The following is a 22,986-nucleotide window of genomic DNA, read 5'->3' on the forward strand; positions in this document are numbered from 1 at the left end:
AGGCCGCATGATCCAGACCGCTGCCGTCTATGTGCTTGCGGCGCTGGCCGAGATCGGCGGCTGCTTCGCGTTCTGGGGGTGGCTGCGGATGGACAAGCCGGTATGGTGGCTGGTGCCCGGCTGCCTGTCGCTGGTGATCTTCGCCTGGCTGCTGACGCTGGTGGACACCTCGCAGGCGGGCAGGGCCTATGCGGCTTACGGCGGGATCTACATCACGGCGGCGCTGGTGTGGCTGTGGCAGGTGGAAGGCGTTCGGCCCGATCGCTGGGACATGTTGGGCGCGATGCTGTGCCTGCTGGGTGCGGGCGTGATCCTGCTGGCGCCGCACAAGGCTTGAGCGGACACGGCTCAGGCTGCCGAGCGAAATCCTCCACCAACATTGTCCAGCGCGCTTTCGATGGCGGCAAGGAACTGGTCCGTCGCCCGCTCCCACGAATAGAGCGAGCCGAGCGCAGCCGCGTCCGGCCGCTCGACCGTCAACGCACCCTGAACTGCCCGCGCCAGCGAGGCATCGACGGCGCCTGCGGCCCAGCCCACGCGATGATCCACGCCGCGTCCGTCCGACCCCAGGATGTCGATCGGCCCGGTCACCGGGAACGCCGCCACCGCGGTGCCGCAGGCCAGCGCTTCGATGACGACGAGGCCGAACGTGTCGGTCAGGCTGGGGAATACGAAGCAGTCGGCACTGCGATAGGCGCAGGCCAGCGCCTCTCCGGAAAGCGCGCCGAGGAACAGCACCTGCGGATAGCGGCGGCGCAGCGTTTCCAGCGCCGGGCCATCGCCGACCACCACCTTGCTGCCCGGCACGTCGAGGTCGAGGAACGCCTCCAGGTTCTTTTCCGGGGCCACGCGGCCGACGTTGAGCAGGACCGGCCCTTGCAGCGTCGTCATCTCGGCAAGGCGCGGGCCGTCCGGGCGAAACAGGGCATGATCAATGCCCCGGCTCCACGCCCGCGTCGGCCCGATGCCGCGCGTTTCCAGTTCCGCGGCAAGGCTGCGGGTAGACACCATCACGGCCTGGCTCTGCGCGTGAAAGCGCTGCAGGATCGGCCAGAAGTATTCCGCCGACAGCCCCGTGCGCACCGCACAATATTCGGGAAAGCGCGTGTGGAAGGCCGAAGTGAAGGGCACACCGCGCGCCAGGCACCAGCCGCGCGCGGCCCAGCCGATCGGACCCTCGGTGGCGATATGAACGATTTCGGGTTCGGCCTTGTCCAGCATCCGGCGCACGCCGAAGCGGGGCGCCATGGCCAGCCGGATCGAGGCATAGCCCGGCATCGGTACCGTGAGGAACCGGTCTGGCGTAATCGTTTCCACTGCATGGCCGCGCTGGACCAGGTGATCGACCGTTGAGGTGAGGGAGCGGACGACGCCGTTGACTTGCGGCAACCAGGCGTCGGTTGCCAGCGCCAGCTTCACGCTACGGCCTCCGCTCCGACCTCTATTTCCGCCCCTTCGCCCAGGGTGCGTCCTCCGGTCTCGGCGATCCAGTCCACGATCGCCATGTGGCCGTTGAAATCCTCGGTCAGCGCGGTGCAGCTTTCCACCCAGTCGCCATCGTTGTAATACGTGATGCCGCCAAATTCGCGGATTTCGGCACAATGGATGTGGCCGCACACGACGCCGTCGAACCCGCGCGAGGTGGCTTCGGTGGCGACCGCTTCCTCGTAGCTGCCGATGAACTGGACGGCGTTCTTGACCTTCTTCTTCATGTAGGAGGACAGCGACCAGTACGGCATGCGCAGGCGGCGACGCACGGCGTTGAAGACGATGTTGGCGCGCAGCAGCATCGAATATGCCTGGTCGCCCAGGAACGCGAGCCACTTGTGATAGAGCACAACACCGTCGAATGCATCGCCGTGCGTGACTAGAAGACGGCGGCCATCTGCGGTGGTGTGCACCGCTTCCAGCGCCAGTTCGACGCCGCCGAAGCTCATGCCCGCATAGTCGCGCAACATTTCGTCGTGGTTGCCGGCGATGAAGATCACGCGGGTTCCACGATGCGCCATCTTGAGGATGCGGCGGACGACTTCGTTGTGCGCGTCGGGCCAGTACCAGCCCTTGCGCAGTCGCCAGCCGTCGACGATGTCGCCCACGAGATACAGCGTCTCGCATTCATGGGCGCGCAGGAAGTCCACCAGCATCGCGGCATTGCATCCGCGCGTGCCGAGGTGGATGTCGGAAATCCAGATGGTGCGGCATTTACGCTTGGGGCGAAAGCCCTTGGGGTCGGGAAGATCGAGCCAGGCCGGGATCCTGTTGCCGGGTCCGGTACCGGTTGCTCGTTCGAGAAGGTGTCCGATGTCTTCGCGCATGGCCGTAAGTCCCCGATTCCCTGCGATTGCCGGGCCTATGACAGCGCGGCGTTGCGTGGTGGTGACGGTTGCGGGTCACTTCGATGACAGCGTTCGATCGTCTGTCGATAACCCGGATCGGATGCATCGTTTGATCGTTCGGGGCCTCATTCACCCGCATGTCATCGATATGTCACCGCGTCGTCACACTGGGGAGGCAAAAGCCGCGCCGATACTCAGGGGCACCTCATTCGAAAGGCGGACAACGGGGCGATGCGGCGGATCGACATTTTGCTGGCGAGCGAACTTTCCGGAGGACTCGCTCCGTTTCGGCATGACCAGTTCGAGGTGGTGCTCCATCGCTGGACCGATTTCGCGGAACTGCCGCTGATCGAAGGGGCGCTATGGGTCTTCATCGACTGGGTGCTGCCGGACATGTCTGGCTTTGAGCTCTGCCGTCGCCTGCGGGCAGACAGCCTCACGGCCCACGCGCATGTCACCATGGTGCTGGAAGAGGACAACCAGGAAGACCGCAAGCGTGCCCTGCGCATGGGTGCCGACGACTATATGGTCGGCCCGCTGACGCGCAATGCGCTGCTCGACCGGGTGCTGGGGGCCAACCTGGGGGAACAGGACAACGCCGGGATTCGCCTTGTCACGCAGGGCGAGCTGATGGTGGACGTGGCCGCTTTCCAAGCCCGTTTCCAGGGCAAGCCGATTTCGCTGATGCCCAATGAACTGCGGCTGCTGCGTTATTTCATCGAGCATCCGGGCCGCGTGTTCAGCCGCACCCAGCTGATCGCCGCGCTGGGCAAGCAGGAGCCGCCGGTCGATGAACGCACGGTGGATGTGTGGATCGGGCGCCTGCGCCGCGCGCTCAAGGGCGTGGGCGCGGGTAACCCGCTAAGGACGGTGCGCTCGCTGGGGTATGTCTTCGATACGCTTTGAGGGCGTTTACTGCAGGGTTGCGCCGTCTTCGTCGCCATCGCCCGCGCGACCGAAGAACTGCATCAACTGCACCAGCAGTTCGCACCTTGCGGCCAGCCCTTGCGCTTCCAGCAGGGCCTGCTTGGCGGCCGCGTCGAACGGGGCGATTTGCGACACACCGTTGATCAGCGAAGTGTCGTCCAGCCGCCCAACCTGCTCCCAGTCCACAACGTAGCCTTGCGCTTCGGCAAACCGGCGAGCCTCACGCTCGAAGCTGGCGCGTTCGATGGGGGCAAGGATCTCGTCCGGTTCGTTCAGCAACTCGGCCTCGACCTGCCGAAAGGGGGTGGTGACGTCCAGCTCGCGCAGGATGCGAAAGCGCGTCTCGCCCTCCAGCACGATGTTGAAGCGGCCGTCCTCCAGCGCCTCGACGTCGCCGATGCGGCCAAGGCAGCCGACGGAAAACAGCGGTGCGCCATCGACCGGCTTCTGCGGCTGGATCATGCCGATGCGCCGGTCGCGGGCGAGGGCGTCGCTTATCATGGCGCGGTAACGCGGCTCGAAAATGTGCAGGGGCAGTTGCAGCCCCGGATAGAGCACCGCGCCGGTCAGCGGAAAGATGGTGATCCGCGTCAACCGGGTCAGCCGAACAGGACGGTCGACAGCTTGCGCCGGATGGCCGAAACCCACGGATCCTCAAGCCCGATGGACTCGAAGATCTGCAGCAGCTTGGCGCGCGCGGCGCCTTCGTTCCATTCGCGGTCGGCAGCGATCATGCGCAGCAGCGTCTCGGCGGCGGCATCGCGTTCACCGGCGGCGAAGGCTGCGCCGGCGAAAGCGAACTGTGCCTCAGGATCGGCGGGTCGTTCTGCAGCGGCAGCGCGCAGGGCTGCCAGTTCGCTGTCTTCCGGTTTGTCCTTGGCCAGTGCCAGCGTATTGCGGGCGCGCTCCACATGCGGATCTGTCGACAGCGGCTCGCCCAGCGAATCGAGCACCTGTTCAGCTTCCTCGATCCGGCCCGCCGCCACGAAGGACCGCACTAGCCCGGCCAGAACCTCGCCATTGTCCGGCGCCATTTCGAGAATCTGCATGAAGATGCTGGCGGCGCGTTCACCGTCGCCTTCGGCCAGCGCTTCTTCGCCCATGGCGATCAGCGGAACCACATCGACCTGCGGCTCCGCCCCGGCGGGTTGCACCGGCAGCTTTTCCAGCAACTGGTCGATCAGTCCCTTGAGCTGCGATTCGGTGCGCGCGTTGGTCAGGTCCGCCACCGGCTGGCCCTGGAAGATCGCGTAGACGGTGGGGATGGACTGTACGCGGAACTGCGCGGCGATGAACTGCTCCTCGTCCACGTTGACCTTGGCGAGGACCACGCCCTTGTCCGCGTATTCGGCGGCGACCTTTTCCAGCACCGGCGTCAGCGCCTTGCACGGGCCGCACCATTCCGCCCAGAAATCTAGGATGACCAGCTGGGTCATGGAAGGCTCTGCCACTGCCTTGCGGAACCGGTCCACTGCCTTCTGCTCGTCGAGGTTGAGACCCATGCTGGCCAAGATTCGTGCTCCGCTTTGCGTAAATTCGAATGTCTTAGATTGGCCTTTCGCACGCGTTTGTGAAGGGACAATGCGCCGTTTCGGTGCGTTCTGCGGGCCAAGCAAAAAACTTTGCGTTTTGTGCTTGCGGGGTATGCGACCCGCTGCTAGTGGGCCGCCTCCACCCCGGACGGGCCGCTTTCGCAGCCCTTTTCCGAAGCGCCAGAGCGGGCGTAGCTCAGGGGTAGAGCACAACCTTGCCAAGGTTGGGGTCGAGGGTTCGAATCCCTTCGCCCGCTCCAGTTTCCATACATCGCGACCATCTTCACCTTCGGGTGACTATCCGCACTTGGCGGAACTACGCATTGTGTCCGGTGCTTGCCGCCCGCACAGTCGATGCATGCAGAATGTCTTGCGAATCCTGTTCTGGCTGGCGCTTGTCTTTGCAGTGACGATGGCCGCGCTGCCGCATCCTCCCGATCTTCCCGTACCCGGCAACGACAAGGCGCAGCACATGCTGGCCTTCGCGACACTGGCGGTGCTGGCCGTGCTGGCGTACCCGCGTGTGCACAAAGGTTGGGTCGCGGCGGGGCTGGTAATCGTGGGGGCAGGGATAGAGATCGTGCAGATGATCCCGGCACTGCACCGCGATGCCGATGTGATGGACCTTCTGGCAGACAGCCTGGCCATCGGGGTTATGCTGGTGCTGGCGGCCCTGTTCCCGGGGCTTCGCAAGGCGCGTTGAATTTTGTTGCATCGGGGCCTTGCACGCTTCGGGAAGCGCTGCTAGTGGCCCCTCCACCCGATCGGAAGCGGTTATTCGCCCGGTCAACCAAACGCCAGAGCGGGCGTAGCTCAGGGGTAGAGCACAACCTTGCCAAGGTTGGGGTCGAGGGTTCGAATCCCTTCGCCCGCTCCAGTTTGCCTTTCCTTACATCTATGGATTTAGCGCGGACACGATCCACGCGGCGCCCTCTATCATCACCGATCGATCGCCCGGACATGCCGCAAAGGCTGCTCGCACAGCACCGGCTGCCTGCGCGCGCAGATCGTCCGGCTGACCTTCCAGAGCACGCGACAGCGGGCCGACCGCGAATGCCATGTCCAGGGCATCCTCCACCGCATCGTGCCGGTTTGCTCCGGCACCGAAAGGAATGGCGTGGTCGAAGGCGGTGACGGTAATGCCCGTGAACCCTGAGGCGTCCAGGATACGCGTCACGCGCTGGGCATCGCCGAAGGAGAACGGACCGGGCGCTTCAGGGTCAGGCTGGGGAAGCGGCGGCACGATCCCGTGAACCGCGTCCAGCGGCAGGCGGATCCAGTCGTTTTCGCCAGCCCCGCGCCAGCACACGAATACGAGCCGGCCACCGGGCTTCAATGCCCGACGCAAGGCGGCGAAGGCGGCTTCCGGATCGTCGAAGAACATGACGCCGAAGCGGGAGAAGAGCAGATCGTAGCCGGTGTGCTGCGGATCATGGCTGGCGGCGTCGCGGACGGCGAATGCAACCGGGCTGCCAGTCGGAACCAGCGCACGCGCACGCGCGACCAAGGCATGCGAGATGTCGAGGCCAAGCACTTCGCCTGCCGCACCAACGCGATCGGCGAGGGCAAAGCTGCTGGCGCCCGCGCCACAGCCGATGTCGATCACCCGCTCGCCGGGTTGCGGTGCAGCGGCCTCCAGCGCGGCCTCTCCGAAGACGGCGAGCATCGCATCCAGACGCTGCTGGTTGGCGACCCAGCGATCGCCGCTGCGGCCATTCCAGTCTTTTACCTGATGGGCATTCATGCTGTGCGCGACCTCGTTTTTGCGAGTAAATCGCAATAACGAGGTCGCGCGTGAACGACAAGCATCGTCAGTAAGGGTCGTCAGTCGCCCGCGACTGTCATTCCATCGATGCGCAAGGTCGGCACGTTTATCGCGCGATGCCATTCAAGGTCGCTGGCGGGCGTCAGGGCCGCGAACATGCGCAGGAGATTGCCGGCCACCGTAAATTCCGACACAGGTCCGGCCAGTTCGCCGTTGACGATGCGGAAGCCCGCAGCGCCCCGACTATAGTCGCCTGTAACGCCGTTCACGCCCTGCCCGATAAGCTCGGTCACGTAGACGCCGTCAGTGACATCAGCCATCAACTCTGCCGGGGAGAGGGCGCCCGCAGCAAGGTGGACGTTGCCAGTGGATACGCCCGGCGCACCGCCGCCGTTACGCGCCGCATGGCCGGTGGGCATCAGGTTCAGCTGACGGGCCGAGGCCGAATCGAGCAGCCAGCCGGTCAGGCGGCCATCCTCGACGATGTTGCGGGCCGAGGTCGCCAGCCCTTCGCCGTCGAACGGACGCGAGCGCAGGCCGCGCCGGACGTGGGGATCGTCGGAGATGACGATGCCGGGGGCGAAGATCTGCTCCCCCAGCTTTTCCAGCAGGAAGCTGGAGCGGCGGGTGATGGCGCTGCCGGTGATCGCGCCCAGCAGGTGGCCGACCAGCGTGCTGGACACGCGCGGATCGAAGATCACCGGCATTGCGCCGCTTTTCAGCTTGCCGGAGCCGAGCTTGGCGACGGTGCGCTCCCCGGCAAGGCGCCCGATCTCGGCGGGAGAGGGCAAGTCGGCGTGATGATGGGCGCTGCGCCAGGCATTGTCGCGCTGCTTGTCCGAACCCTCTCCACCGACGACCGAGGCGCTCAGCGAATGGCTGGTGGAACCGTAGGCGCCTGAAAACCCGTGGCTGGTGGCGAGCGCGAAGACTCCGTTGCCGAAGCTGGCGGAGCCACCATCGGAATTGGTGACGCCAGCGATGGCGCGGGCGGCATCTTCTGCCTCAAGCGCCGCTTCGCGCAGGGCTTCGGGCGAGGGTTCGTGCGCGTCGATCAGGTCGAGTTCGGGCCAGGGGCCGCGCGTCAGCAGTTCTTGCGGAGCAAGGCCTGCATAAGCGTCTTCCGGCGCGGCGCTAGCCATGTCGATGGCACGGGCGGCCAGTTCGTCCAGCGCGGCAGGCGTGAGGTCGGATGAGCCGATGCTGGCCGAACGCCTGCCGATGAAGACGCGCAGCGCGATATGCTCGCTCTCGGAACGCTCCACATCCTCCAGCTTGCCGAGGCGAACCTGAATGCCTTCGGATGAACTGGCACCATAGACCGCATCGGCAGTATCGGCACCAGCGCGGCGGGCGCGCTCCGCCAAGTCAAGGGCGCGATCCCTTGCCTGATCCGGACTGAGCATTGTTCCTGTAAACTCCTGACCGCCGCGCACGACGACGTGCGGGCCTTAAGCAATCACCGATCCCTCGATGGAATGCCGGACCCGCAGCGCCGTGTGTGCCCTGTCAGGCTACGACTTTCAGCGGCTTGCGCCGGTGCTGCGCGATCCAGTCCTCAAGAACCGGCGCGATTCGCGTGCGCCACTTGCTTCCGTTGAAGATGCCGTAGTGGCCGACGCTTTCGGCGAGGTAATACTTCTTGCGGTCTTCCGGCAAGTGGCTTGCCAGATGCAATGCCGCGCGGGTCTGGCCGATGCCGGAAATATCGTCGTTCTCACCCTCGACGGCAAGCAGCGCAGTGTCGCGGATGCCGGCAAGGTCGATGCGCTCGCCGCGATGGACGAATTCGCCCTTGGGCAGGGAGTGCTTCTGGAACACGTGTTCCACCGTCTGGAGGTAGAAGTCGGCGGTCATGTCGCAGACCGCCCGGTATTCGTCGTAGAAGCGCTTGGTCGCGTCGGCGCTGTCGCCATCGCCGGAAACCATGTGCTTGAACATGGCATAGTGGCTCATCATGTGCGCGTTCAGATTCATCGCCATGAAGCCGGTAAGCTGCAGGAAGCCGGGATAGACCCGCCGCCCGCCGCCCGGATAGGTCATCGGTACGGTGGCGATGACGTTCTGCTCGAACCAGGCCAGCGGCTGCTGGATCGCCACGTCGTTGACGCTGGTGGGCGCTTCGCGCGTGTCGATCGGGCCGCCCATCATGGTGAGCGTGGCGGGGCGGCAGGGGTGCTCCTTCGCGCCCATGATCGCCGTTGCCGCATAGGCCGGGACCGAAGGCTGACACACCGCCAGCACATGGGTGCCGGGGCCGATGTGTTCGAGGAAGGCGATCACGTAGTCGATGTAATCGTCGAGGTCGAAGTGGCCCGCGCTCTTGGGCACCATCTTCGCGTCGGCCCAGTCGGTGATGTAGACCTCTGCGCTTTCCAGCATGCGCGCCACGGTACCGCGTAGCAGGGTGGCATAGTGCCCGCTCATCGGCGCGACGATCAGCAGCTTTGGCGCGTCGGCGGCAAGGCCCGGATGCGTGAAGCGCAGGAGGTTGCCAAAGGGCTTGTGCAGCACGATCGATTCGGTGACCGGGTGAATCTTGCCGCCCACGGTCGTAGTCTCGATGTCGAAAGCGGGTTTGCCGCGCGGGCTTGCCGCATGTGCGAAGACATCCAGCGCCGAGGCCATGATCGGCCCGACGCCCGAATAACCGAACGGTAGCGAGGGGTTGGTCAGCAGTTCCGCACCGACCGAAGCCCATGCGGCGGCGCTGCTGAGCATGGCGCGCTGCAATTCGTAGGCATTGTAGAGCAAGTCGTTTCTCCTGACCTGACCGGACTGGTCGCCGGGGCCTTTAACGGCGGTCCTTATAACAGGATTATGAAAACCCGGTGTTACTGTTGCAACGCGGCATTTCCGATTTCAGGCATGCGATCTTCGCACCACAGGCTCCGTTCGTCGCGAAATGGACAGTGTGTCCATGGCACCAAGGAAGCCTTTTCCTACGCTCCGCAAGCCTGTAAGGCGCGCGGCATGGATCAAGGGACGCAAGGCAATCCTCCCGCAGCGGATACCGTGACTGACGGTGCGGTGGCCGATGGGCCGAAGCGGCAGCGCCGCAGTCTGGGCCCGTTGCGCATGGTCTGGCGCGAAATGCTCAAGTATCCAGGCCGCATGGCCACGGCGGGGCTGGCGCTGGTTACCACGGCGACCTCGACGCTGGCGATCCCCTACGGATTCCGGCAGATCGTGGACCAGGGTTTTGCGCAAGGGGCAGACCCGGCTGCGATCCGGTCGTGGTTCCTGATGCTGCTGGGCGTGGTGGTGGTGCTGGCGATCGCGACCGCCATCCGGTTCTATTCGGTGTCATGGCTGGGAGAGCGCGTCGTCGGCGACGTGCGGCTACGGGTGCAGCGCCATTTGCTGACCCTTGCGCCGAGCTTCTTCGAGGAGAATAGCCCCAAGGAAATCTCCTCGCGCATGACGGCCGACACCGCCATCATCGAGCAGATCGTCGGCACGACCGTCTCCGTGGCCTTGCGCAACATCATCATGGCGCTGGGCGGCGTGCTTTATCTCTTCGCGCTGGAGCCGGGGCTGACGGCGTGGCTGATCGTCGCTATTCCCGTAGTGGTCCTGCCGATCGCCGCTTTCGGGCGCAAGCTGCGGGCCGTTTCGCGCTCCAGCCAGGACCGCGTGGCCGACATCGGCGCGCTGACCGCCGAAGTTCTGGGCGCGCTCAAGGTCGTGCAGGCGTTCAATCAGGAAGGGCGCGAACAAAGCCGCTTTTCCGCCGCGGTGGAGCGCACGTTCGATACCGGAAGGCACCGCATCCTCATCCGGGCAGTGATGACGGCGGTGATCATGTTCCTGGTGCTGGGCGCGGTCGTCACGATCATGTGGCGCGGCGCGATCGGCGTGGCGGAAGGCACCATCACCGGCGGCACCATTGCCGCCTTCGTGGTGACGGCGGGCATCGTCGCAGGCGCGTTCAGTTCGCTGACCGAAGTCTACGGCGACCTTGTGCGCGGTGCAGGCGCCGCCAGCCGTCTTGCCGAACTGCTGAACGAACATCCCGCCATCGCTCCCCCGGCACGGCCGCTGGTGCTGCCCAGCCCGGCGCGGGGCAAGCTGGCGTTCGAACGGGTCACCTTCCGCTATCCTTCACGTCCGGAGCTGCCCGCGCTGCACGACTTCAGCCTGACCGTGGAACCGGGCGAGACGGTGGCCATCGTCGGCCCATCAGGTGCCGGCAAATCCACCCTTTTCCAGCTGGCGGAGCGGTTTTACGATCCGCAGGGCGGCGCCATCAAGATTGACGGCGTGCCTCTCGTTTCCGCCGACCCTGCCGAGATCCGCGCCCGCATCGCGCTGGTCCCGCAGGAAGGCGTGCTGTTCGCCGCCTCGGCGCGCGACAACCTGCGCTACGGCAACTGGGATGCCAGCGACGACGCGATCTGGCAGGCGGCGCGCGCCGCCAATGCCGAAGGCTTCCTGCGCGCATTGCCACAGGGGCTGGACACCTTCCTGGGTGAAGACGGCGCGCGCCTTTCGGGCGGCCAGCGCCAGCGCATAGCCATCGCGCGCGCGCTGCTGCGCGATGCCCCGATCCTGCTGCTGGACGAAGCCACCAGCGCGCTGGACGCCGAAAGCGAGCGGCTGGTGCAGGACGCGGTCGAAACGCTGATGGCCCGGCGCACCACGCTGGTCATCGCCCACCGCCTCGCCACCGTGCGCAAGGCCGACCGCATCATCGTGATGGACGGCGGGCGCATCGTGGAGCAGGGCACGCATGACGCGCTCAGCCGCGCAGGCGGCCTTTACGCGCGGCTGGCCGCGCTGCAGTTCGACCACCCTTCGATCATGCCGCTCGGCTAGCCAGCGCCCGCGGTTGGCAAGTCAAGTTCGGAACGGCTCAGGTTCCGCTCCGTTCGTGGATGTTTTTTCGCTGGCGTTGCGCGCGCGTGTAACTAAGTTACCCGGCATCGCGGGCTGTTCCGGCCCGATCCAAACATCTGTCGCCCCCGTCCGAAAAGGTCACGACATGCTTCGCTTTGCCGGTAAAGCGCTCCTTGCGAGCGCGGCACTTTCCGTTCTCGCCATCGCCGTCCCCGCCATTTCGCAGGACGCTGCAACAAAGCCCGCCCTCGCGCCGTCTGCAGACTGGGGCAAGTTCGGCGTCCAGACCCAGTGGATCGACAGGTCGGTCAAGCCGGGCGACGATTTCGACGCCTACGTCAACGGTGAGTGGAACAAGACCGCTGTCCTCCCCGCCGACCGGACCCGCTGGGGCTCGTTCATCGAACTGAGCGACCTTTCGGAAAACCGCGTCCACGGCATCCTCGACGAACTGGTCGCCGCGAACCCGGCCCCCGGCTCGGACGGCGCGCGCATCGCCGCGGCCTACAAGGCGTTCATGGACGTCGATGCGATCAACAAGGCGGGACTTGCTCCGGCGCGCCCGTACCTTGACGCGATCAAGGCGGCGAAGACGCCTGCCGATCTCGCGACACTGTTCGGCAAGCCGGGCTATGCCTCGCCGATCGGCCTCTATGTCGGCGCGGATGACAAGCAGAGCGACATCTATGCGCTCAACGCCAACATCACCGGCATGGGCCTGCCGGATCGCGATTATTATCTGAAGACCGATGCGCGCTCGGTGGCCCTGCGCGACAAGTACAAGGCCTATCTGACGTTCGTGCTCGGCAAGGCCGGGTACGCCGATCCGGCTGCGTCCGCCGCAGCGGTGCTCGCGCTTGAAACCGAGCTTGCCAAGGCAGACTGGGACCGCGCCGCCGCGCGCAACCCCGACCTCACCTACAACAAGGTGCCGGTTGCCGAGTTCGCGGCGATGGGATCACCGGGCGTCGTCAAGGCGTTCCTCTCCGCCGTCGGCGCGGACAAGGCCAGCTACGTGCTGATCGGCGAAATGCCGCCCACGGCTGAGGAGTTCAAGGCCGCCGGGATCGATCCCGCCAAGGCCGGCACGCAGTTCGGCCCGGGCATGCCCGCCGTGGTCAAGCTGATCCAAAGCACTCCGGTCGCGACCTGGCAGGCCTACCTTGCCGCGCATTTCCTGCGTGACAATGCCTCGGTGCTGCCGAGCGACATCGACGCCGCCACCTTCGATTTCTACGGAAAGACGCTCAGCGGCCAGCCCGAGCAGCGCCCCCGCTGGAAGCGTGGAATCGACGCAGTGGAGGGCATGGCCGGCGAACTGGTCGGCAAGCTCTATGCGGCGAAGTACTTCCCCCCTGCGCAGAAGGCGGCGATGACCGAACTGGTCGCCAACCTGCGCAAGGCGATGGCCGCCAACCTCAAGGATCTGTCGTGGATGAGCCCGGTCACCCGCGAAAAGGCGGAGGAAAAGCTCGACGCATTCACGCCCAAGATCGGCCAGCCCGATGTCTTCAAGACCTATCAGGGCCTGACCTTCTCGGCCACCGATCCGCTGGCCAACGGCATCGCTGCGGGCAAGTGGCAGACCGCGTTCGACATGAACCGTATCGGCGGCCCGGTGGACCGCACCGAATGGGGCATGCTGCCCGAGACGGTGAACGCCTACTACAACCCCGGCATGAACGAGATCGTCTTCCCCGCCGCGATCCTGCAGCCGCCGTTCTTCAACCTCTCTGCCGATCCGGCAGTGAACTATGGCGGCATCGGCGCGGTTATTGGCCATGAAATGAGCCACGGCTTCGACGATCAGGGCGCCAAGTACGACGGTGCCGGCAACCTGCGTGACTGGTGGACACCCGCCGATCAGGCTGCGTTCCAGAAGCTGCAGGCCAAGCTGGCCGCGCAGTACGATGCCCTGTGCCCGTTCGACGACGGCAAGACCTGCGTGAACGGCAAGCTGACGATGGGTGAGAACATCGGCGATCTCGGCGGCCTCAGCCTTGCCTACCGCGCCTACAAGCTGTCGCTGAACGGCAAGCCTGCGCCGGTGATCGACGGATTCACCGGCGACCAGCGTTTCTTCATGGGCTGGGCGCAGGTGTGGCGCTCCAAGGTGCGTGAGGAGCAGGCGCGCCAGTTCCTCGTCACCGATCCGCACTCGCCGCCGCAATACCGCATCAACGGCATCGTCCGTAACTTCGACGAGTGGTACAAGGCGTTCAACGTGAAGCCCGGCGAGAAGCTGTACCTTGCGCCGAAGGACCGCGTGCGGATCTGGTAAGGCCGCCAATTCCTCCCCGGGCCTGTCTCGGGGAGGATGCTGGTCCTCTGCCCACCCGTAAATTCCGCAGCGCGGCACGTCCCCGGTTGACTTGCCAGCCCCGTGCGGCATGACCTCGTGCCCATGGACCTTACCCTAACCGCGATCCTCCTCGGCATTGTCGAGGGCCTCACCGAGTTCCTGCCCGTCTCCTCGACCGGCCATCTCATTCTTGCCACCCGGTTGTTCGGCTACGATTCGAGCCAGTGGGCGACCTTTAACATCGTCATCCAGCTGGGCGCGATCCTGGCGGTCATCGTGCAGTTCTGGCGCACGTTCTGGGCGGTGGGCATGGGGCTGCTCAAGCTCAACCCCACTTCGATCCGCTTCGTGCGCAACGTGCTGCTCGCCTTCATCCCTTCGGCGGTGCTGGGGCTGCTGTTCAACAACTGGATCGAAGGGCTGCTGGGCGAACCCGCCGTAGTCGCCTGGGCGCTGATCATCGGCGGCATTGCCATCCTGGGGATCGAGAAGGTGGCCAAGCCCGGTCCGCTTACCGGCGTCGCCGAACTGCCGGCGTCCAAGTGCATTGGCGTGGGCTTTGCCCAGTGCCTGGCAATGATACCGGGTGTCAGCCGCTCGGGCGCGACGATCATGGGCGCGCTGTCGATGGGCGTTGAGCGCTGCACGGCGGCGGAGTTCAGCTTTTTTCTGGCCGTGCCGACGATGATCGGTGCGACCACGCTGGAACTGCTCAAGCATCACGAGGAACTGATGGCGGGCGCCGGGCCGGTCGGCTGGAACGAGATCGCCGTCGGCTTCGTTGTGTCGTTCGTCGTGGCGCTGGTCGTGATCAAGGCCTTCATGGCTTTCGTCAGCAAGTCCGGCTTCGCACCTTTCGCGTGGTATCGCATCGTCGCCGGTGCGCTGGCGCTGTTCCTGCTGTCGCAGGTCTGAAACAGGGATTTCAAGCATGAGCAAAGAGGAGAAACTCGGCCGCAAGGATTACGAGAGGCTCCTCGAACCGATGGAGCAGGATCTTGTCGGGATGGCGCGCTGGGCGCAGAAGACCGGCGCGCGCATCGTGGTCCTGTTCGAAGGGCGCGACACGGCGGGGAAGGGCGGCGCCATCAAGGCCGTTTCAGGCCAGCTCAACCCGCGCCAGTGCCGCACCGTGGCGCTTGCCGCACCCAGCGACCGCGAAAAGGGCGAGTGGTACTTCCAGCGCTACGTCGATCAGCTGCCCGCCCGCGGCGAGATCGTGCTGTTCGACCGATCCTGGTACAACCGCGCGGGCGTGGAGCGGGTGATGGGCTATGCCACGCAGGCCGAAGTCGAAGCCTTCCTGCGGCAGACCCCGACGTTCGAGAAGATGCTGGTCGACGATGGCATCCTGCTCTTCAAGTACTGGCTGACGTGCGATCAGGACAAGCAGGAGGAGCGCCTGCACGAACGGCTGGAAGACCCGCTCAAGCGCTGGAAGCTGTCGCCCGTCGATGTCGCCGCGCGCGAGAAGTATGCCGACTACACGCTGGCCCGCGAGGCCATGCTGGAGGTCACGCATACCGCCCACGCGCCATGGACGCTGGTGGATTTCAACGACCAGCGGCGGGGAAGGCTGACCCTGATTCGCGACCTGCTCGACCGCTTGCCCGATACCATGGTCGATGCCCCTGAACTGGACCTGCCGCCGCTGGAAGGCGAACCGAAGCGCGAAAAATTCGGCGTTCTGGAGCCCATCCGGTCGTTTCCGCTGGCCTGACGGCCAAGCGAATCGGCGGCCTCCCCTTGACTTTGCGGGGGCAATCCAGCAAGGGGCGCAACCTTGAAGGGCGGCGCCTCGGCTTCGCCCCTTTATGATATGTCGTAACGCCGGCCTGCCAGGGCGGCTGCAACTTAGAAAGTACAGGATACCGCCATGGCGAAGCCCGCAACCGTCAAGATCCGTCTTGTCTCGACCGCCGACACCGGCTTTTTCTACGTCACGAAGAAGAATCCCCGGAACACGACCGAGAAGTTCGTCTTCAAGAAGTACGATCCCGTCGTGCGCAAGCACGTCGAGTTCAAGGAAGCCAAGATCAAGTAAGGTTCACGGTCGGTTCAAGGCTGTGGACCCAACGGGAAAGCCATGAACCACGTGAAAAAGACCTTTCGATCCTGTGTCAGCGCGGCCGCTTTGGCCGCGCTTTCCGTTCCTGCCGTGCTCGCGCCGACGCATGCCGTCGCCGCCGCGGGCGAAGAGGCCAAGCTGCTGGACCAGGCAGTGGCGGCGCTTCGTGGCATCGACACGTTGAAGGCGGACTTCGTCCAGACCGACCGCTCGGGCCAGACTGTCAGCGGCGTCCTGACGATGAAGAATCCCGGCAAGATTCGCTTCCAGTACCAGCCGAGCGCCAAGATGCTGATCGTCGGAGATGGCAAGGCGTTGAACTTCGTCGATTACGAAGTGCGGCAGGTGCAACGCTGGCCCATCAAGAACAGCCCGCTTGGCGCGCTGCTCGATCCCACGCGCGATGTCGCGAAGTTCGGCAAGCTGCTTCAGACCGGCAACCCCAACGTCGTCAGCATCGAAGTGCGCGACCGTTCGCACCCGGAATACGGCGTCATTACCCTGATCTTCACCCGCAAGGCATCGGCGCCCGGCGGGCTTGAGTTGACGTACTGGGTCTCGCTCGATTCGCAGAACAAGCGCACCACCATCAGCCTGTCTAACCAGCGCTATGGCGTGCCCGTCACCGACAACGATTTTCGCTGGGTCGATCCCCGCCCACGCAACCGTCGATGACGAAGGGCGCTTCGGCGCGGAGCGTGTAGCTACAGCGACAGACTGCGACAGTTTTTTGAACTTCGTTCACTTGGCAGTCAGGCGCGGATACCTACATAGGGAGTGTCAGAACGGTTTGAGGCGGGTTTCCCCCCTGTTGCCCGCGCCTCCTGAGTGACCGCTCTGATACTAGCGTGACGAACGCTTACAGGAACCCTCGAGCCTCTGCCCCCGGCTCGAGGGTTTTCTGTTGCTCGGATAGGGAGCCGGTCCGGCGCCCTCTGGCAATTCGTGGGCGCGATGCCTAAAGCCTGCGCCATGAAGATCGCCACCTGGAACATCAACTCCGTCCGCCTGCGCATCGACCAGGTCGAGCGGTTCCTGACCGAGCAGGCTCCGGACGTCCTGTGCCTGCAGGAGATCAAGGTCGCCGAGCCGCTCTTCCCGCACGAGATGTTCGAGCGACTGGGCTATACCCACCGCGCGATCCACGGGCAGAAGGGCTATCACGGCGTCGCCACTGTATCCAAAGTGCCGTTCCGCGATTTCTCGAAGCATGACTGGCAGGATAACGGCGAGGCGCGGCACATCGGTGTCGAACTGCTGGGGCCGGGGCAGGGCATGATCCTGGAGAACGTCTATATCCCGGCGGGCGGCGACGTCGCGGACCGGGACGTGAACCCCAAGTTCGGACAGAAGCTGGACTTCCTCGAACGCATGACCCGCTGGGCCGACCGGATCGAGCGTCCCACCCTGATCGTTGGCGACTTCAATATCGCCCCGCTCGAATCGGACGTCTACGATCACAAGGCGCTGCTCAAGGTCGTCAGCCACACCCCGATCGAAGTGGAGACGCTGAAGCGCCTGCAGGACGCCGCGGGCTTCGACGATCTGGGGCGACGGTTCATCCCGGCGCCGGAGCGCAACTATTCCTGGTGGTCCTACCGCAGCTACTGGCGCCAGAAGGACCAGGGCCGCCGTCTCGACCACATGTGGGCCTCGCCGGACCTTGCGCCGCAGGCACGCGGCCATCACTTCGTCGAGGAAACGCGCCGCTGGGAGCAGCCCAGCGATCACATCCCGCTCGTGACAGAGTTCGAACTCTGAGCCAGCCGCGCGCTTCCACGCGCCGCGTGGCGCTGGCGCTCGATGCGCTGCGCCATGGCTGGCCGGTCGGGATCGCCGGGCAGATCCTGCTCCCTGCGGAGACCGCCTTTGCCGACGGCGTCGCCGCGCCGCGCATGCTGATCTCCGCGGCCCGCGCGGTGACGCTGAAGCTGGCCAACCAGCGCGAAGCAGCGGTGCCCGAGGCGCCGGTCCTGATTCGCGCGGCCGAACCCTTCGACCTCGACACCGCCCGCGCCGTGGCCGACCCGGCGCTGGACCTTGCCTATCCGATGAAGGGTCCGTTTGCCGCAGAGCCGATCACGGACGGCGAATCGGCGCGCACGGCGATGGAACTGGCGCGGCTGGCAGGTATCCTGCCTGCTTTCCTCGTCCTGCCGGGGATCGATGAAGAGCTTCAGGAGGTTTCCGCCGCCGACCTTGCCGAGTGGAAAGACACCCGCCACTTGCGCGTGGCGTCCCGCGCCCGGCTTCCGGTGGAAGCGGCGGAGAATGCCGAGATCGTCGCGTTCCGTGCGCTCGACGACTTGCGCGAACATGTGGCGCTGGTCATCGGCACGCAGGACGGCGCGCGTCCGCCGCTGGTGCGCCTCCATTCCGAATGCCTGACCGGCGACATCCTCGGCAGCCTGAAATGCGACTGCGGGCCGCAACTGAACGCCGCCCTGCGGGCCATGGCGGAAGAAGCCGCGCAGGGCGGCTGGGGCGTGCTGCTCTACCTGCGGCAGGAAGGGCGAGGCATCGGTCTCGTCAACAAGCTGCGCGCCTATAGCCTGCAGGATGCGGGCTTCGATACCGTCGACGCCAACAACCGCCTGGGCCTGCCCACCGAAGCGCGCGACTTTCCGGTGGCGGCGCGGATGCTCGAACTGCTGGGCGTACGGGCGATTCGGCTGATGACCAACAATCCCGCCAAGGTCGCCGCCCTGCAGCATGTCGGCGTAGAAGTGGTGGAACGGGTGCCGCACAAGCTGCCGCCCAACCCGCACAACGCCCGCTACCTCGAAACAAAGCGCGACCGGACGGGGCACATCCTCTGACGCTTGGATGGTGGGGCCTGAGCGCCTATCTATCGCCCCATGCCTGAACTTCCTGAAGTCGAAACCACCGTGCGCGGCTTGGAACGCTTTCTCGATGGAGAGCGGATCGCGCGGGTGACGCTGAACCGTGCCGACTTGCGCCGTCCGTTCCCGCCCGATCTGGTGCAGGTGCTGACGGGCGCGCGGGTGACCGGGCTTGGCCGTCGCGCCAAGTACGGGCTGATCCATACCGACCGTGACCAGACCATGGTGTTTCACCTCGGTATGTCCGGGCGTTGGCGGATCGAGCCGGAGACGCCGGACAAGCACGATCATCTGGTGCTGGAAACCGGGTCCGGCCATGTTCTGGCGCTCAACGACGCGCGGCGGTTCGGTTCGGTCGATCTGGTGCCTACGGCAGGCCTCGACGAATGGGGGGCTTTCGCCGCGCTGGGGCCGGAGCCGCTGGGCAACGATCTCACCCCTGCGCACCTGCGCAAGGCGTTCGCCGGGCGGATCGCACCGGTCAAGCAGATGCTGCTGGATCAGACGATCGTGGCGGGGCTGGGCAACATCTACGTGTGCGAGGCGCTGTTCCGGTCGGGCATCCGGCCGGACAAGGAAGCGGGCCGGGTCAGCCTGCCCGCGCTGACCCGGCTGGTGCCGGCGATCAAGGAGGTGCTGGGCGAATCGATCGCGGCGGGCGGCTCCACCATCAAGGACTATGCCCAGCCCAACGGCGAACTGGGTTACTTCGCGGCATCGTGGCGGGTCTATGGGCGCGAGGGCGGCGCCTGTTCCTGCGGTGCGCTGGTGCAACGCTTCGTGCAGGGCGGCAGGAGCACGTTCTGGTGCCGCAAGTGCCAGAAATAGGCGCTTTCGCACGGTTCCATCGGGTTGACGCAAGGCGGCTCGAACTGTAAGGGGCGCGCTTTCCGGCGAGTCCGTTCGCCGAATAGATTCGTTAGGCAATTGGGGCCGCTCACCGTGTTGGCCGCCCAGACAGAGGAATATCGATGGCCAATACGCCGCAAGCCCGCAAGCGCATCCGTCGCAACGAGCGCCGTGCAGAGATCAACACCAACCGCGTCAGCCGCATTCGCACCTTCCTGAAGAAGGTCGAGACCGCCCTGGCCGGTGGCGACAAGGATGCCGCTGCCGAGGCGCTCAAGGCTGCACAGCCCGAGCTGGCCCGTGGTGTTGCGCGTGGCGTGCTCCACAAGAACACTGCAGCGCGCAAGATGTCGCGTCTGACCAAGCGCGTCTCCGCCCTCTGATTCGAGGGTTGATTCGCGTTCCGGGATAGCACCGGATCGGCTGGATCAGGACGAAACAAGAACGGAGCCGGGGTCGCCAGATCCCGGCTCCGTTCTTGTTTGTGCCGCATTGCAGCATGCTCTGGGTTAAACTCGCGTAAAAGCTGCGATTCGGAGTGCTGCATTGCGCAAGTCCTTGAATTTAAATCAAATTACACTTTGACTACGGATTTTGGGCACTCCGGTTGAGTCAACCTTCATAATTTTTTTTATTTGGGGACCGCCGTCTTGCCTGCGGCGCAAACCGGTTCCTAAAAGGGGTCTCGGCCGTTGCGGAACTGGCCGGGGAAACAGCGATTCAGTGTGAAGCAACAGCCGGGAACATGCGTTCGCGGTTGGGGGAAGTTTTACTCTGCGCCTCGCTGGCGACCCGTTCCGCGCACCGGTGGGATCATAGCGGCTAGGGGGTTCGAAACGATGTCGAATACGTCTTCTGGACAGCCCTCGGCGCATCCTGCAGCGGTGACCGCAGTGGTCGAAGGTGCAAACTTGAATAGGAAGTCGAAGGCGGTGCGAGTGGCGATGGAAGAAGATCAGGAAGCCGTGAATCTGGCGGCGGACTGGGCTGACATCAGTCAGGGCCTGCGCAAGGACCTCGGCCATCAGGCGCACAGCCAGTGGATCAAGCCGATCCAGCCCGGCAACTGGTGCAAGGAAACCGGCACTCTCGACCTGTACTTGCCGACCGAGTTTTCGGCGAACTGGGTGAACGATCGATTCGCCGATCGTCTCTCGCTCGCCTGGAAGATCGCGCGTCCCGACGTGCGTCACGTCCGCATCCTGGTGCACCCCGGTCGTCGCCAGCTGCCCGAACTGCGTCTGGGCGGCGGCAACGGTCGTCCCGCCAGCGCACCTGCGAATGATTCGGCGGTCGGTGCACCCGATCCGCTTTCGGTCGCGCTTGCAGGCGAATCGTTCGCCTCGCTCGGCCAGGGTCCGGCAGGCATCGACGCGTCGCAGACCTTCACCAGCTTCGTGACCGGCACGTCCAACGTGCTGGCCTGCAACGCCGCCCAGCGCATGGCTGCGACGGAATCGCCGCAGTTCTCGCCGCTGTACCTCAAGGCCGCGACCGGGCAGGGCAAGACGCACCTGCTTCACGCGATTGGCCATGCCTACCTTGCGGCGCACCCGCATGCCCGGATATTCTACTGCTCTGCCGAGCGGTTCATGGTCGAGTTCGTGCAGGCGCTGCGCCAGAACCAGATGATCGAGTTCAAGGCGCGCCTGCGCGGCTTCGACCTCCTTCTGGTGGACGACATCCAGTTCATCATCGGCAAGGCTTCCGCGCAGGAAGAACTGCTCTACACGATCGATGCGCTGCTTCAGGAAGGCAAACGGCTGGTGTTCGCCGCCGACCGTGCCCCTCAGGCGCTGGACGGGGTTGAGCCGCGCCTCCTGTCGCGCTTGTCGATGGGCCTTGTCGCCGATATCCAGCCCGCCGACATCGAACTGCGCCGTTCGATCCTGGAAAACCGCCTGCAGCGCTTCGCCTCGATCGAAGTGCCTGCCGATGTCATCGAATTCCTGGCGCGGACCATCAACCGCAACGTGCGCGAACTCGTTGGCGGCCTTAACAAGCTGATCGCCTATGCGCAGCTGACCGGGCAGGCCGTGTCGCTGCAGCTGGCCGAAGAACAGCTTACCGACATTCTTTCGGCCAACCGCCGCCGCATCACCATCGACGAGATTCAGCGCACCGTCTGCCAGTTCTACCGCATCGACCGCACGGAAATGAGCAGCAAGCGCCGCGCCCGTGCCGTCGTGCGCCCGCGTCAGGTGGCGATGTACCTTGCCAAAGTGCTGACGCCGCGCTCCTACCCTGAAATCGGTCGCAAGTTCGGTGGCCGCGATCACTCGACGGTGATCCACGCCGTGCGCCTGATCGAAGAACTGCGCACCCGCGATGCCGACATGGACGGCGACGTACGGTCGCTGCTGCGCCAGCTGGAAAGCTGAGGTTTTGCCGGCATCGTGCCGGACGATCCACGCGTTGTTCGCAAGGTTATCCACAAGGGGTCGGGAAGCATTTGCTTTCCGGCCCCTTGTCTTCTGGACGCAAGATGGAGTGCAGGCACAGGGGAATTAAGAAATTAACTTTTGATAAGGCGCTGCCCGATAAGCGGAAAGGCGGCGCGTCCGCGTCATCCCTGACACTCTAGCAGAAGAGGCATTTCCCCCCATGCGCTTCTACCGGGCCACGACTTTCCTGTTTCCGCATAGTTACGAACGACGCATCCTGTTTTTCTGCTTCGGCGCCGTCCATGTTCCCCTGATCGCCTGCGTGGTGCTTCAGGCCGCGACGGGCCACTGGGCATTCAGCACCCTGCTGACGCTGCTGCTGGCGACGCTGGCCGGCACGATCATGGGCATGGCCGCCATTCACGCCCTGCTGACGCCGGTGCGCGAGGCGACGACGATGCTGCAGGCGATTCAACTGGGCGAGCGCATCGACGCCGTCCCACAAGGCGGCTCCGACCTTGTCGGACGGCTGCTGGACAGCGTGACCAAGGCCGCGAACGAGACCGCCGCCCGCATCGAGACTCTGACCGATGCCGCCGAGCGCGATCCGCTGACCGGCATTCGCAATCGCCGGGGTTTCCTCGATTCTGCGGAGCAGGCGCTGCGAGCCCGGACCAACGCGGTTCTGGCGCTGATCGACATCGACCATTTCAAGCGCATCAACGACGAGTTCGGCCATGCCGTGGGGGACACCGTCCTCAAGTCGCTGGCGACCCGGATCGAGGACCATCTGCGCCGCAGCGACATCGCCGCGCGTTGGGGCGGAGAGGAGTTCGCCGTGCTGCTGCCCGACACCAACCTCGACGAAGCGCGGCTGGTCATGGAGCGCCTGCGCGCGACCGTGGCGCTGGACACGCGGCTGGGCATCGAGGATCGACCGGTGACGTTCTCCTGCGGGCTGGCTTCGGTGCGCGGTTTCACGCATCTTGGCGAAGCGACGAAGCAGGCCGACGCGGCGCTTTATGCGGCCAAGAACGCCGGGCGCAACCAGGTGCATGTGTTGGGCCTGTAAGGAGCGACCGAACCCAGGTTGCATGCTGGCCTCTTCACCCAGGCGGCCCCATGCGCTAGGCAGTTCGGC

22 protein-coding genes and 2 tRNA genes are annotated in these 22,986 nt (G+C 65.1%); 17 read left to right on the forward strand and 7 right to left on the reverse strand.

All coding sequences use genetic code 11. The annotated features are described in order from the left end of the window. Nucleotides 1–7 precede the first annotated feature (7 nt). On the forward strand, nucleotides 8–337 hold the full coding sequence (locus GGR40_RS11145; RefSeq protein WP_429276313.1) for a YnfA family protein: 330 nt from the start codon (nucleotides 8–10) through the stop codon (nucleotides 335–337). A gap of 11 nt (nucleotides 338–348) precedes the next feature. On the opposite strand, the gene GGR40_RS11150 is transcribed toward GGR40_RS11145, so the two are convergent. Beyond that, nucleotides 349–1,419 (reverse strand): glycosyltransferase family 4 protein, encoded by a 1,071-nt coding sequence (locus GGR40_RS11150; RefSeq protein ID WP_429276314.1) that lies wholly within the window; start codon nucleotides 1,417–1,419, stop codon nucleotides 349–351. After that, on the reverse strand, nucleotides 1,416–2,315 hold the full coding sequence (locus GGR40_RS11155) for a UDP-2,3-diacylglucosamine diphosphatase (RefSeq protein ID WP_429276315.1): 900 nt from the start codon (nucleotides 2,313–2,315) through the stop codon (nucleotides 1,416–1,418). The genes GGR40_RS11150 and GGR40_RS11155 overlap by 4 nt, the downstream gene beginning before the upstream one ends. A 252-nt stretch (nucleotides 2,316–2,567) precedes the next feature. On the opposite strand from GGR40_RS11155, the gene GGR40_RS11160 reads away from it, so the two are divergent. After that, nucleotides 2,568–3,242: a response regulator transcription factor gene (locus GGR40_RS11160; RefSeq protein WP_429276316.1), complete on the forward strand. Its 675-nt coding sequence runs from the start codon at nucleotides 2,568–2,570 to the stop codon at nucleotides 3,240–3,242. A 6-nt stretch (nucleotides 3,243–3,248) separates the two neighbouring features. Here the strand turns inward: GGR40_RS11160 and GGR40_RS11165 are convergent, their stop codons facing one another. Both GGR40_RS11165 and GGR40_RS11170 read right to left on the reverse strand, forming a co-directional pair. Next, complete coding sequence (locus tag GGR40_RS11165) at nucleotides 3,249–3,857, reverse strand: LON peptidase substrate-binding domain-containing protein (RefSeq protein WP_429276317.1); 609 nt, start codon at nucleotides 3,855–3,857, stop codon at nucleotides 3,249–3,251. Between the two features lie 5 nt (nucleotides 3,858–3,862). Continuing rightward, a complete protein-coding gene (locus tag GGR40_RS11170; RefSeq protein WP_429276318.1) occupies nucleotides 3,863–4,765 on the reverse strand; it encodes a tetratricopeptide repeat protein in 903 nt (300 codons plus the stop codon). Between the two features lie 215 nt (nucleotides 4,766–4,980). Here GGR40_RS11170 and GGR40_RS11175 point away from each other — a divergent pair. From GGR40_RS11175 to GGR40_RS11185, 3 genes are all read left to right on the forward strand, one after another. Continuing rightward, nucleotides 4,981–5,055 (forward strand) — tRNA-Gly (locus GGR40_RS11175). A gap of 98 nt (nucleotides 5,056–5,153) precedes the next feature. Continuing rightward, nucleotides 5,154–5,498, forward strand: a complete 345-nt coding sequence (locus GGR40_RS11180) for a VanZ family protein (protein WP_429276319.1) — start codon at nucleotides 5,154–5,156, stop codon at nucleotides 5,496–5,498. Nucleotides 5,499–5,597: 99 nt separating this feature from the next. Further along, a tRNA-Gly gene (locus GGR40_RS11185) sits at nucleotides 5,598–5,672 on the forward strand. An 18-nt stretch (nucleotides 5,673–5,690) separates the two neighbouring features. Here the strand turns inward: GGR40_RS11185 and GGR40_RS11190 are convergent. From GGR40_RS11190 to GGR40_RS11200, 3 genes are all read right to left on the reverse strand, one after another. Beyond that, complete coding sequence (locus GGR40_RS11190; protein WP_429276320.1) at nucleotides 5,691–6,539, reverse strand: class I SAM-dependent methyltransferase; 849 nt, start codon at nucleotides 6,537–6,539, stop codon at nucleotides 5,691–5,693. Between the two features lie 80 nt (nucleotides 6,540–6,619). Next, nucleotides 6,620–7,966 (reverse strand): TldD/PmbA family protein, encoded by a 1,347-nt coding sequence (locus tag GGR40_RS11195; RefSeq protein WP_429276321.1) that lies wholly within the window; start codon nucleotides 7,964–7,966, stop codon nucleotides 6,620–6,622. 103 nt (nucleotides 7,967–8,069) lie between these two features. Further along, on the reverse strand, nucleotides 8,070–9,314 hold the full coding sequence (locus GGR40_RS11200; RefSeq protein WP_429276322.1) for a polyhydroxyalkanoate depolymerase: 1,245 nt from the start codon (nucleotides 9,312–9,314) through the stop codon (nucleotides 8,070–8,072). Nucleotides 9,315–9,533: 219 nt separating this feature from the next. On the opposite strand from GGR40_RS11200, the gene GGR40_RS11205 reads away from it, so the two are divergent. The 12 genes from GGR40_RS11205 to GGR40_RS11260 all read left to right on the forward strand — a co-directional run bounded on the left by GGR40_RS11205 (nucleotide 9,534) and on the right by GGR40_RS11260 (nucleotide 22,917). Next, on the forward strand, nucleotides 9,534–11,378 hold the full coding sequence (locus tag GGR40_RS11205; RefSeq protein WP_429276323.1) for an ABC transporter transmembrane domain-containing protein: 1,845 nt from the start codon (nucleotides 9,534–9,536) through the stop codon (nucleotides 11,376–11,378). Between the two features lie 166 nt (nucleotides 11,379–11,544). Beyond that, nucleotides 11,545–13,680, forward strand: a complete 2,136-nt coding sequence (locus tag GGR40_RS11210; protein ID WP_429276324.1) for a M13 family metallopeptidase — start codon at nucleotides 11,545–11,547, stop codon at nucleotides 13,678–13,680. A gap of 123 nt (nucleotides 13,681–13,803) precedes the next feature. Then, nucleotides 13,804–14,616 carry an undecaprenyl-diphosphate phosphatase gene (locus GGR40_RS11215; RefSeq protein ID WP_429276325.1) on the forward strand — a complete coding sequence of 271 codons (813 nt, stop codon included), beginning with the start codon at nucleotides 13,804–13,806 and terminating at the stop codon, nucleotides 14,614–14,616. Nucleotides 14,617–14,632: 16 nt separating this feature from the next. Continuing rightward, complete coding sequence (gene ppk2 / locus GGR40_RS11220; RefSeq protein WP_429276326.1) at nucleotides 14,633–15,421, forward strand: polyphosphate kinase 2; 789 nt, start codon at nucleotides 14,633–14,635, stop codon at nucleotides 15,419–15,421. A gap of 156 nt (nucleotides 15,422–15,577) precedes the next feature. Next, nucleotides 15,578–15,745, forward strand: coding sequence for a 50S ribosomal protein L33 (gene rpmG / locus GGR40_RS11225; RefSeq protein WP_068089980.1), 168 nt, complete (start codon nucleotides 15,578–15,580; stop codon nucleotides 15,743–15,745). 42 nt (nucleotides 15,746–15,787) lie between these two features. Beyond that, entirely contained in the window at nucleotides 15,788–16,444 is a 657-nt protein-coding gene (locus GGR40_RS11230; RefSeq protein WP_429276327.1) for a LolA family protein, read from the forward strand. A gap of 297 nt (nucleotides 16,445–16,741) precedes the next feature. Then, complete coding sequence (xth, locus tag GGR40_RS11235) at nucleotides 16,742–17,530, forward strand: exodeoxyribonuclease III (protein WP_429276328.1); 789 nt, start codon at nucleotides 16,742–16,744, stop codon at nucleotides 17,528–17,530. A 26-nt stretch (nucleotides 17,531–17,556) separates the two neighbouring features. Then, nucleotides 17,557–18,588, forward strand: a complete 1,032-nt coding sequence (ribA, locus tag GGR40_RS11240; RefSeq protein ID WP_429276329.1) for a GTP cyclohydrolase II — start codon at nucleotides 17,557–17,559, stop codon at nucleotides 18,586–18,588. Nucleotides 18,589–18,627: 39 nt separating this feature from the next. Beyond that, complete coding sequence (mutM, locus tag GGR40_RS11245) at nucleotides 18,628–19,440, forward strand: bifunctional DNA-formamidopyrimidine glycosylase/DNA-(apurinic or apyrimidinic site) lyase (protein ID WP_429276330.1); 813 nt, start codon at nucleotides 18,628–18,630, stop codon at nucleotides 19,438–19,440. A 143-nt stretch (nucleotides 19,441–19,583) separates the two neighbouring features. Further along, entirely contained in the window at nucleotides 19,584–19,844 is a 261-nt protein-coding gene (rpsT, locus tag GGR40_RS11250) for a 30S ribosomal protein S20 (protein WP_429276331.1), read from the forward strand. Between the two features lie 561 nt (nucleotides 19,845–20,405). Further along, the gene (gene dnaA / locus GGR40_RS11255) at nucleotides 20,406–21,842 is read left to right on the forward strand and encodes a chromosomal replication initiator protein DnaA (RefSeq protein WP_429276533.1); all 1,437 of its coding nucleotides are present in this window, start codon (nucleotides 20,406–20,408) and stop codon (nucleotides 21,840–21,842) included. Nucleotides 21,843–22,065: 223 nt separating this feature from the next. Further along, on the forward strand, nucleotides 22,066–22,917 hold the full coding sequence (locus GGR40_RS11260) for a GGDEF domain-containing protein (RefSeq protein WP_429276332.1): 852 nt from the start codon (nucleotides 22,066–22,068) through the stop codon (nucleotides 22,915–22,917). Nucleotides 22,918–22,986 lie beyond the last annotated feature (69 nt).

Origin of the sequence: Novosphingobium gossypii (genome assembly GCF_050433305.1) — a bacterium.
In the GTDB taxonomy this organism is placed as follows: domain Bacteria; phylum Pseudomonadota; class Alphaproteobacteria; order Sphingomonadales; family Sphingomonadaceae; genus Novosphingobium; species Novosphingobium gossypii.

What these genes read in the sequence shown, in the direction of transcription:
- GGR40_RS11145 (WP_429276313.1), top strand. Translation starts at nt 8, where the DNA reads ATGATCCAGACCGCTGCCGTCTATGTGCTTGCGGCGCTGGCCGAGATC.
- GGR40_RS11155 (WP_429276315.1), bottom strand. Translation starts at nt 2,315, where the DNA reads ATGCGCGAAGACATCGGACACCTTCTCGAACGAGCAACCGGTACCGGA.
- GGR40_RS11160 (WP_429276316.1), top strand. Translation starts at nt 2,568, where the DNA reads ATGCGGCGGATCGACATTTTGCTGGCGAGCGAACTTTCCGGAGGACTC.
- GGR40_RS11170 (WP_429276318.1), bottom strand. Translation starts at nt 4,765, where the DNA reads ATGGGTCTCAACCTCGACGAGCAGAAGGCAGTGGACCGGTTCCGCAAG.
- GGR40_RS11180 (WP_429276319.1), top strand. Translation starts at nt 5,154, where the DNA reads ATGCAGAATGTCTTGCGAATCCTGTTCTGGCTGGCGCTTGTCTTTGCA.
- GGR40_RS11190 (WP_429276320.1), bottom strand. Translation starts at nt 6,539, where the DNA reads ATGAATGCCCATCAGGTAAAAGACTGGAATGGCCGCAGCGGCGATCGC.
- GGR40_RS11195 (WP_429276321.1), bottom strand. Translation starts at nt 7,966, where the DNA reads ATGCTCAGTCCGGATCAGGCAAGGGATCGCGCCCTTGACTTGGCGGAG.
- GGR40_RS11205 (WP_429276323.1), top strand. Translation starts at nt 9,534, where the DNA reads ATGGATCAAGGGACGCAAGGCAATCCTCCCGCAGCGGATACCGTGACT.
- GGR40_RS11210 (WP_429276324.1), top strand. Translation starts at nt 11,545, where the DNA reads ATGCTTCGCTTTGCCGGTAAAGCGCTCCTTGCGAGCGCGGCACTTTCC.
- GGR40_RS11215 (WP_429276325.1), top strand. Translation starts at nt 13,804, where the DNA reads ATGGACCTTACCCTAACCGCGATCCTCCTCGGCATTGTCGAGGGCCTC.
- ppk2 (WP_429276326.1), top strand. Translation starts at nt 14,633, where the DNA reads ATGAGCAAAGAGGAGAAACTCGGCCGCAAGGATTACGAGAGGCTCCTC.
- rpmG (WP_068089980.1), top strand. Translation starts at nt 15,578, where the DNA reads ATGGCGAAGCCCGCAACCGTCAAGATCCGTCTTGTCTCGACCGCCGAC.
- GGR40_RS11230 (WP_429276327.1), top strand. Translation starts at nt 15,788, where the DNA reads ATGAACCACGTGAAAAAGACCTTTCGATCCTGTGTCAGCGCGGCCGCT.
- xth (WP_429276328.1), top strand. Translation starts at nt 16,742, where the DNA reads ATGAAGATCGCCACCTGGAACATCAACTCCGTCCGCCTGCGCATCGAC.
- mutM (WP_429276330.1), top strand. Translation starts at nt 18,628, where the DNA reads ATGCCTGAACTTCCTGAAGTCGAAACCACCGTGCGCGGCTTGGAACGC.
- rpsT (WP_429276331.1), top strand. Translation starts at nt 19,584, where the DNA reads ATGGCCAATACGCCGCAAGCCCGCAAGCGCATCCGTCGCAACGAGCGC.
- dnaA (WP_429276533.1), top strand. Translation starts at nt 20,406, where the DNA reads ATGGAAGAAGATCAGGAAGCCGTGAATCTGGCGGCGGACTGGGCTGAC.
- GGR40_RS11260 (WP_429276332.1), top strand. Translation starts at nt 22,066, where the DNA reads ATGCGCTTCTACCGGGCCACGACTTTCCTGTTTCCGCATAGTTACGAA.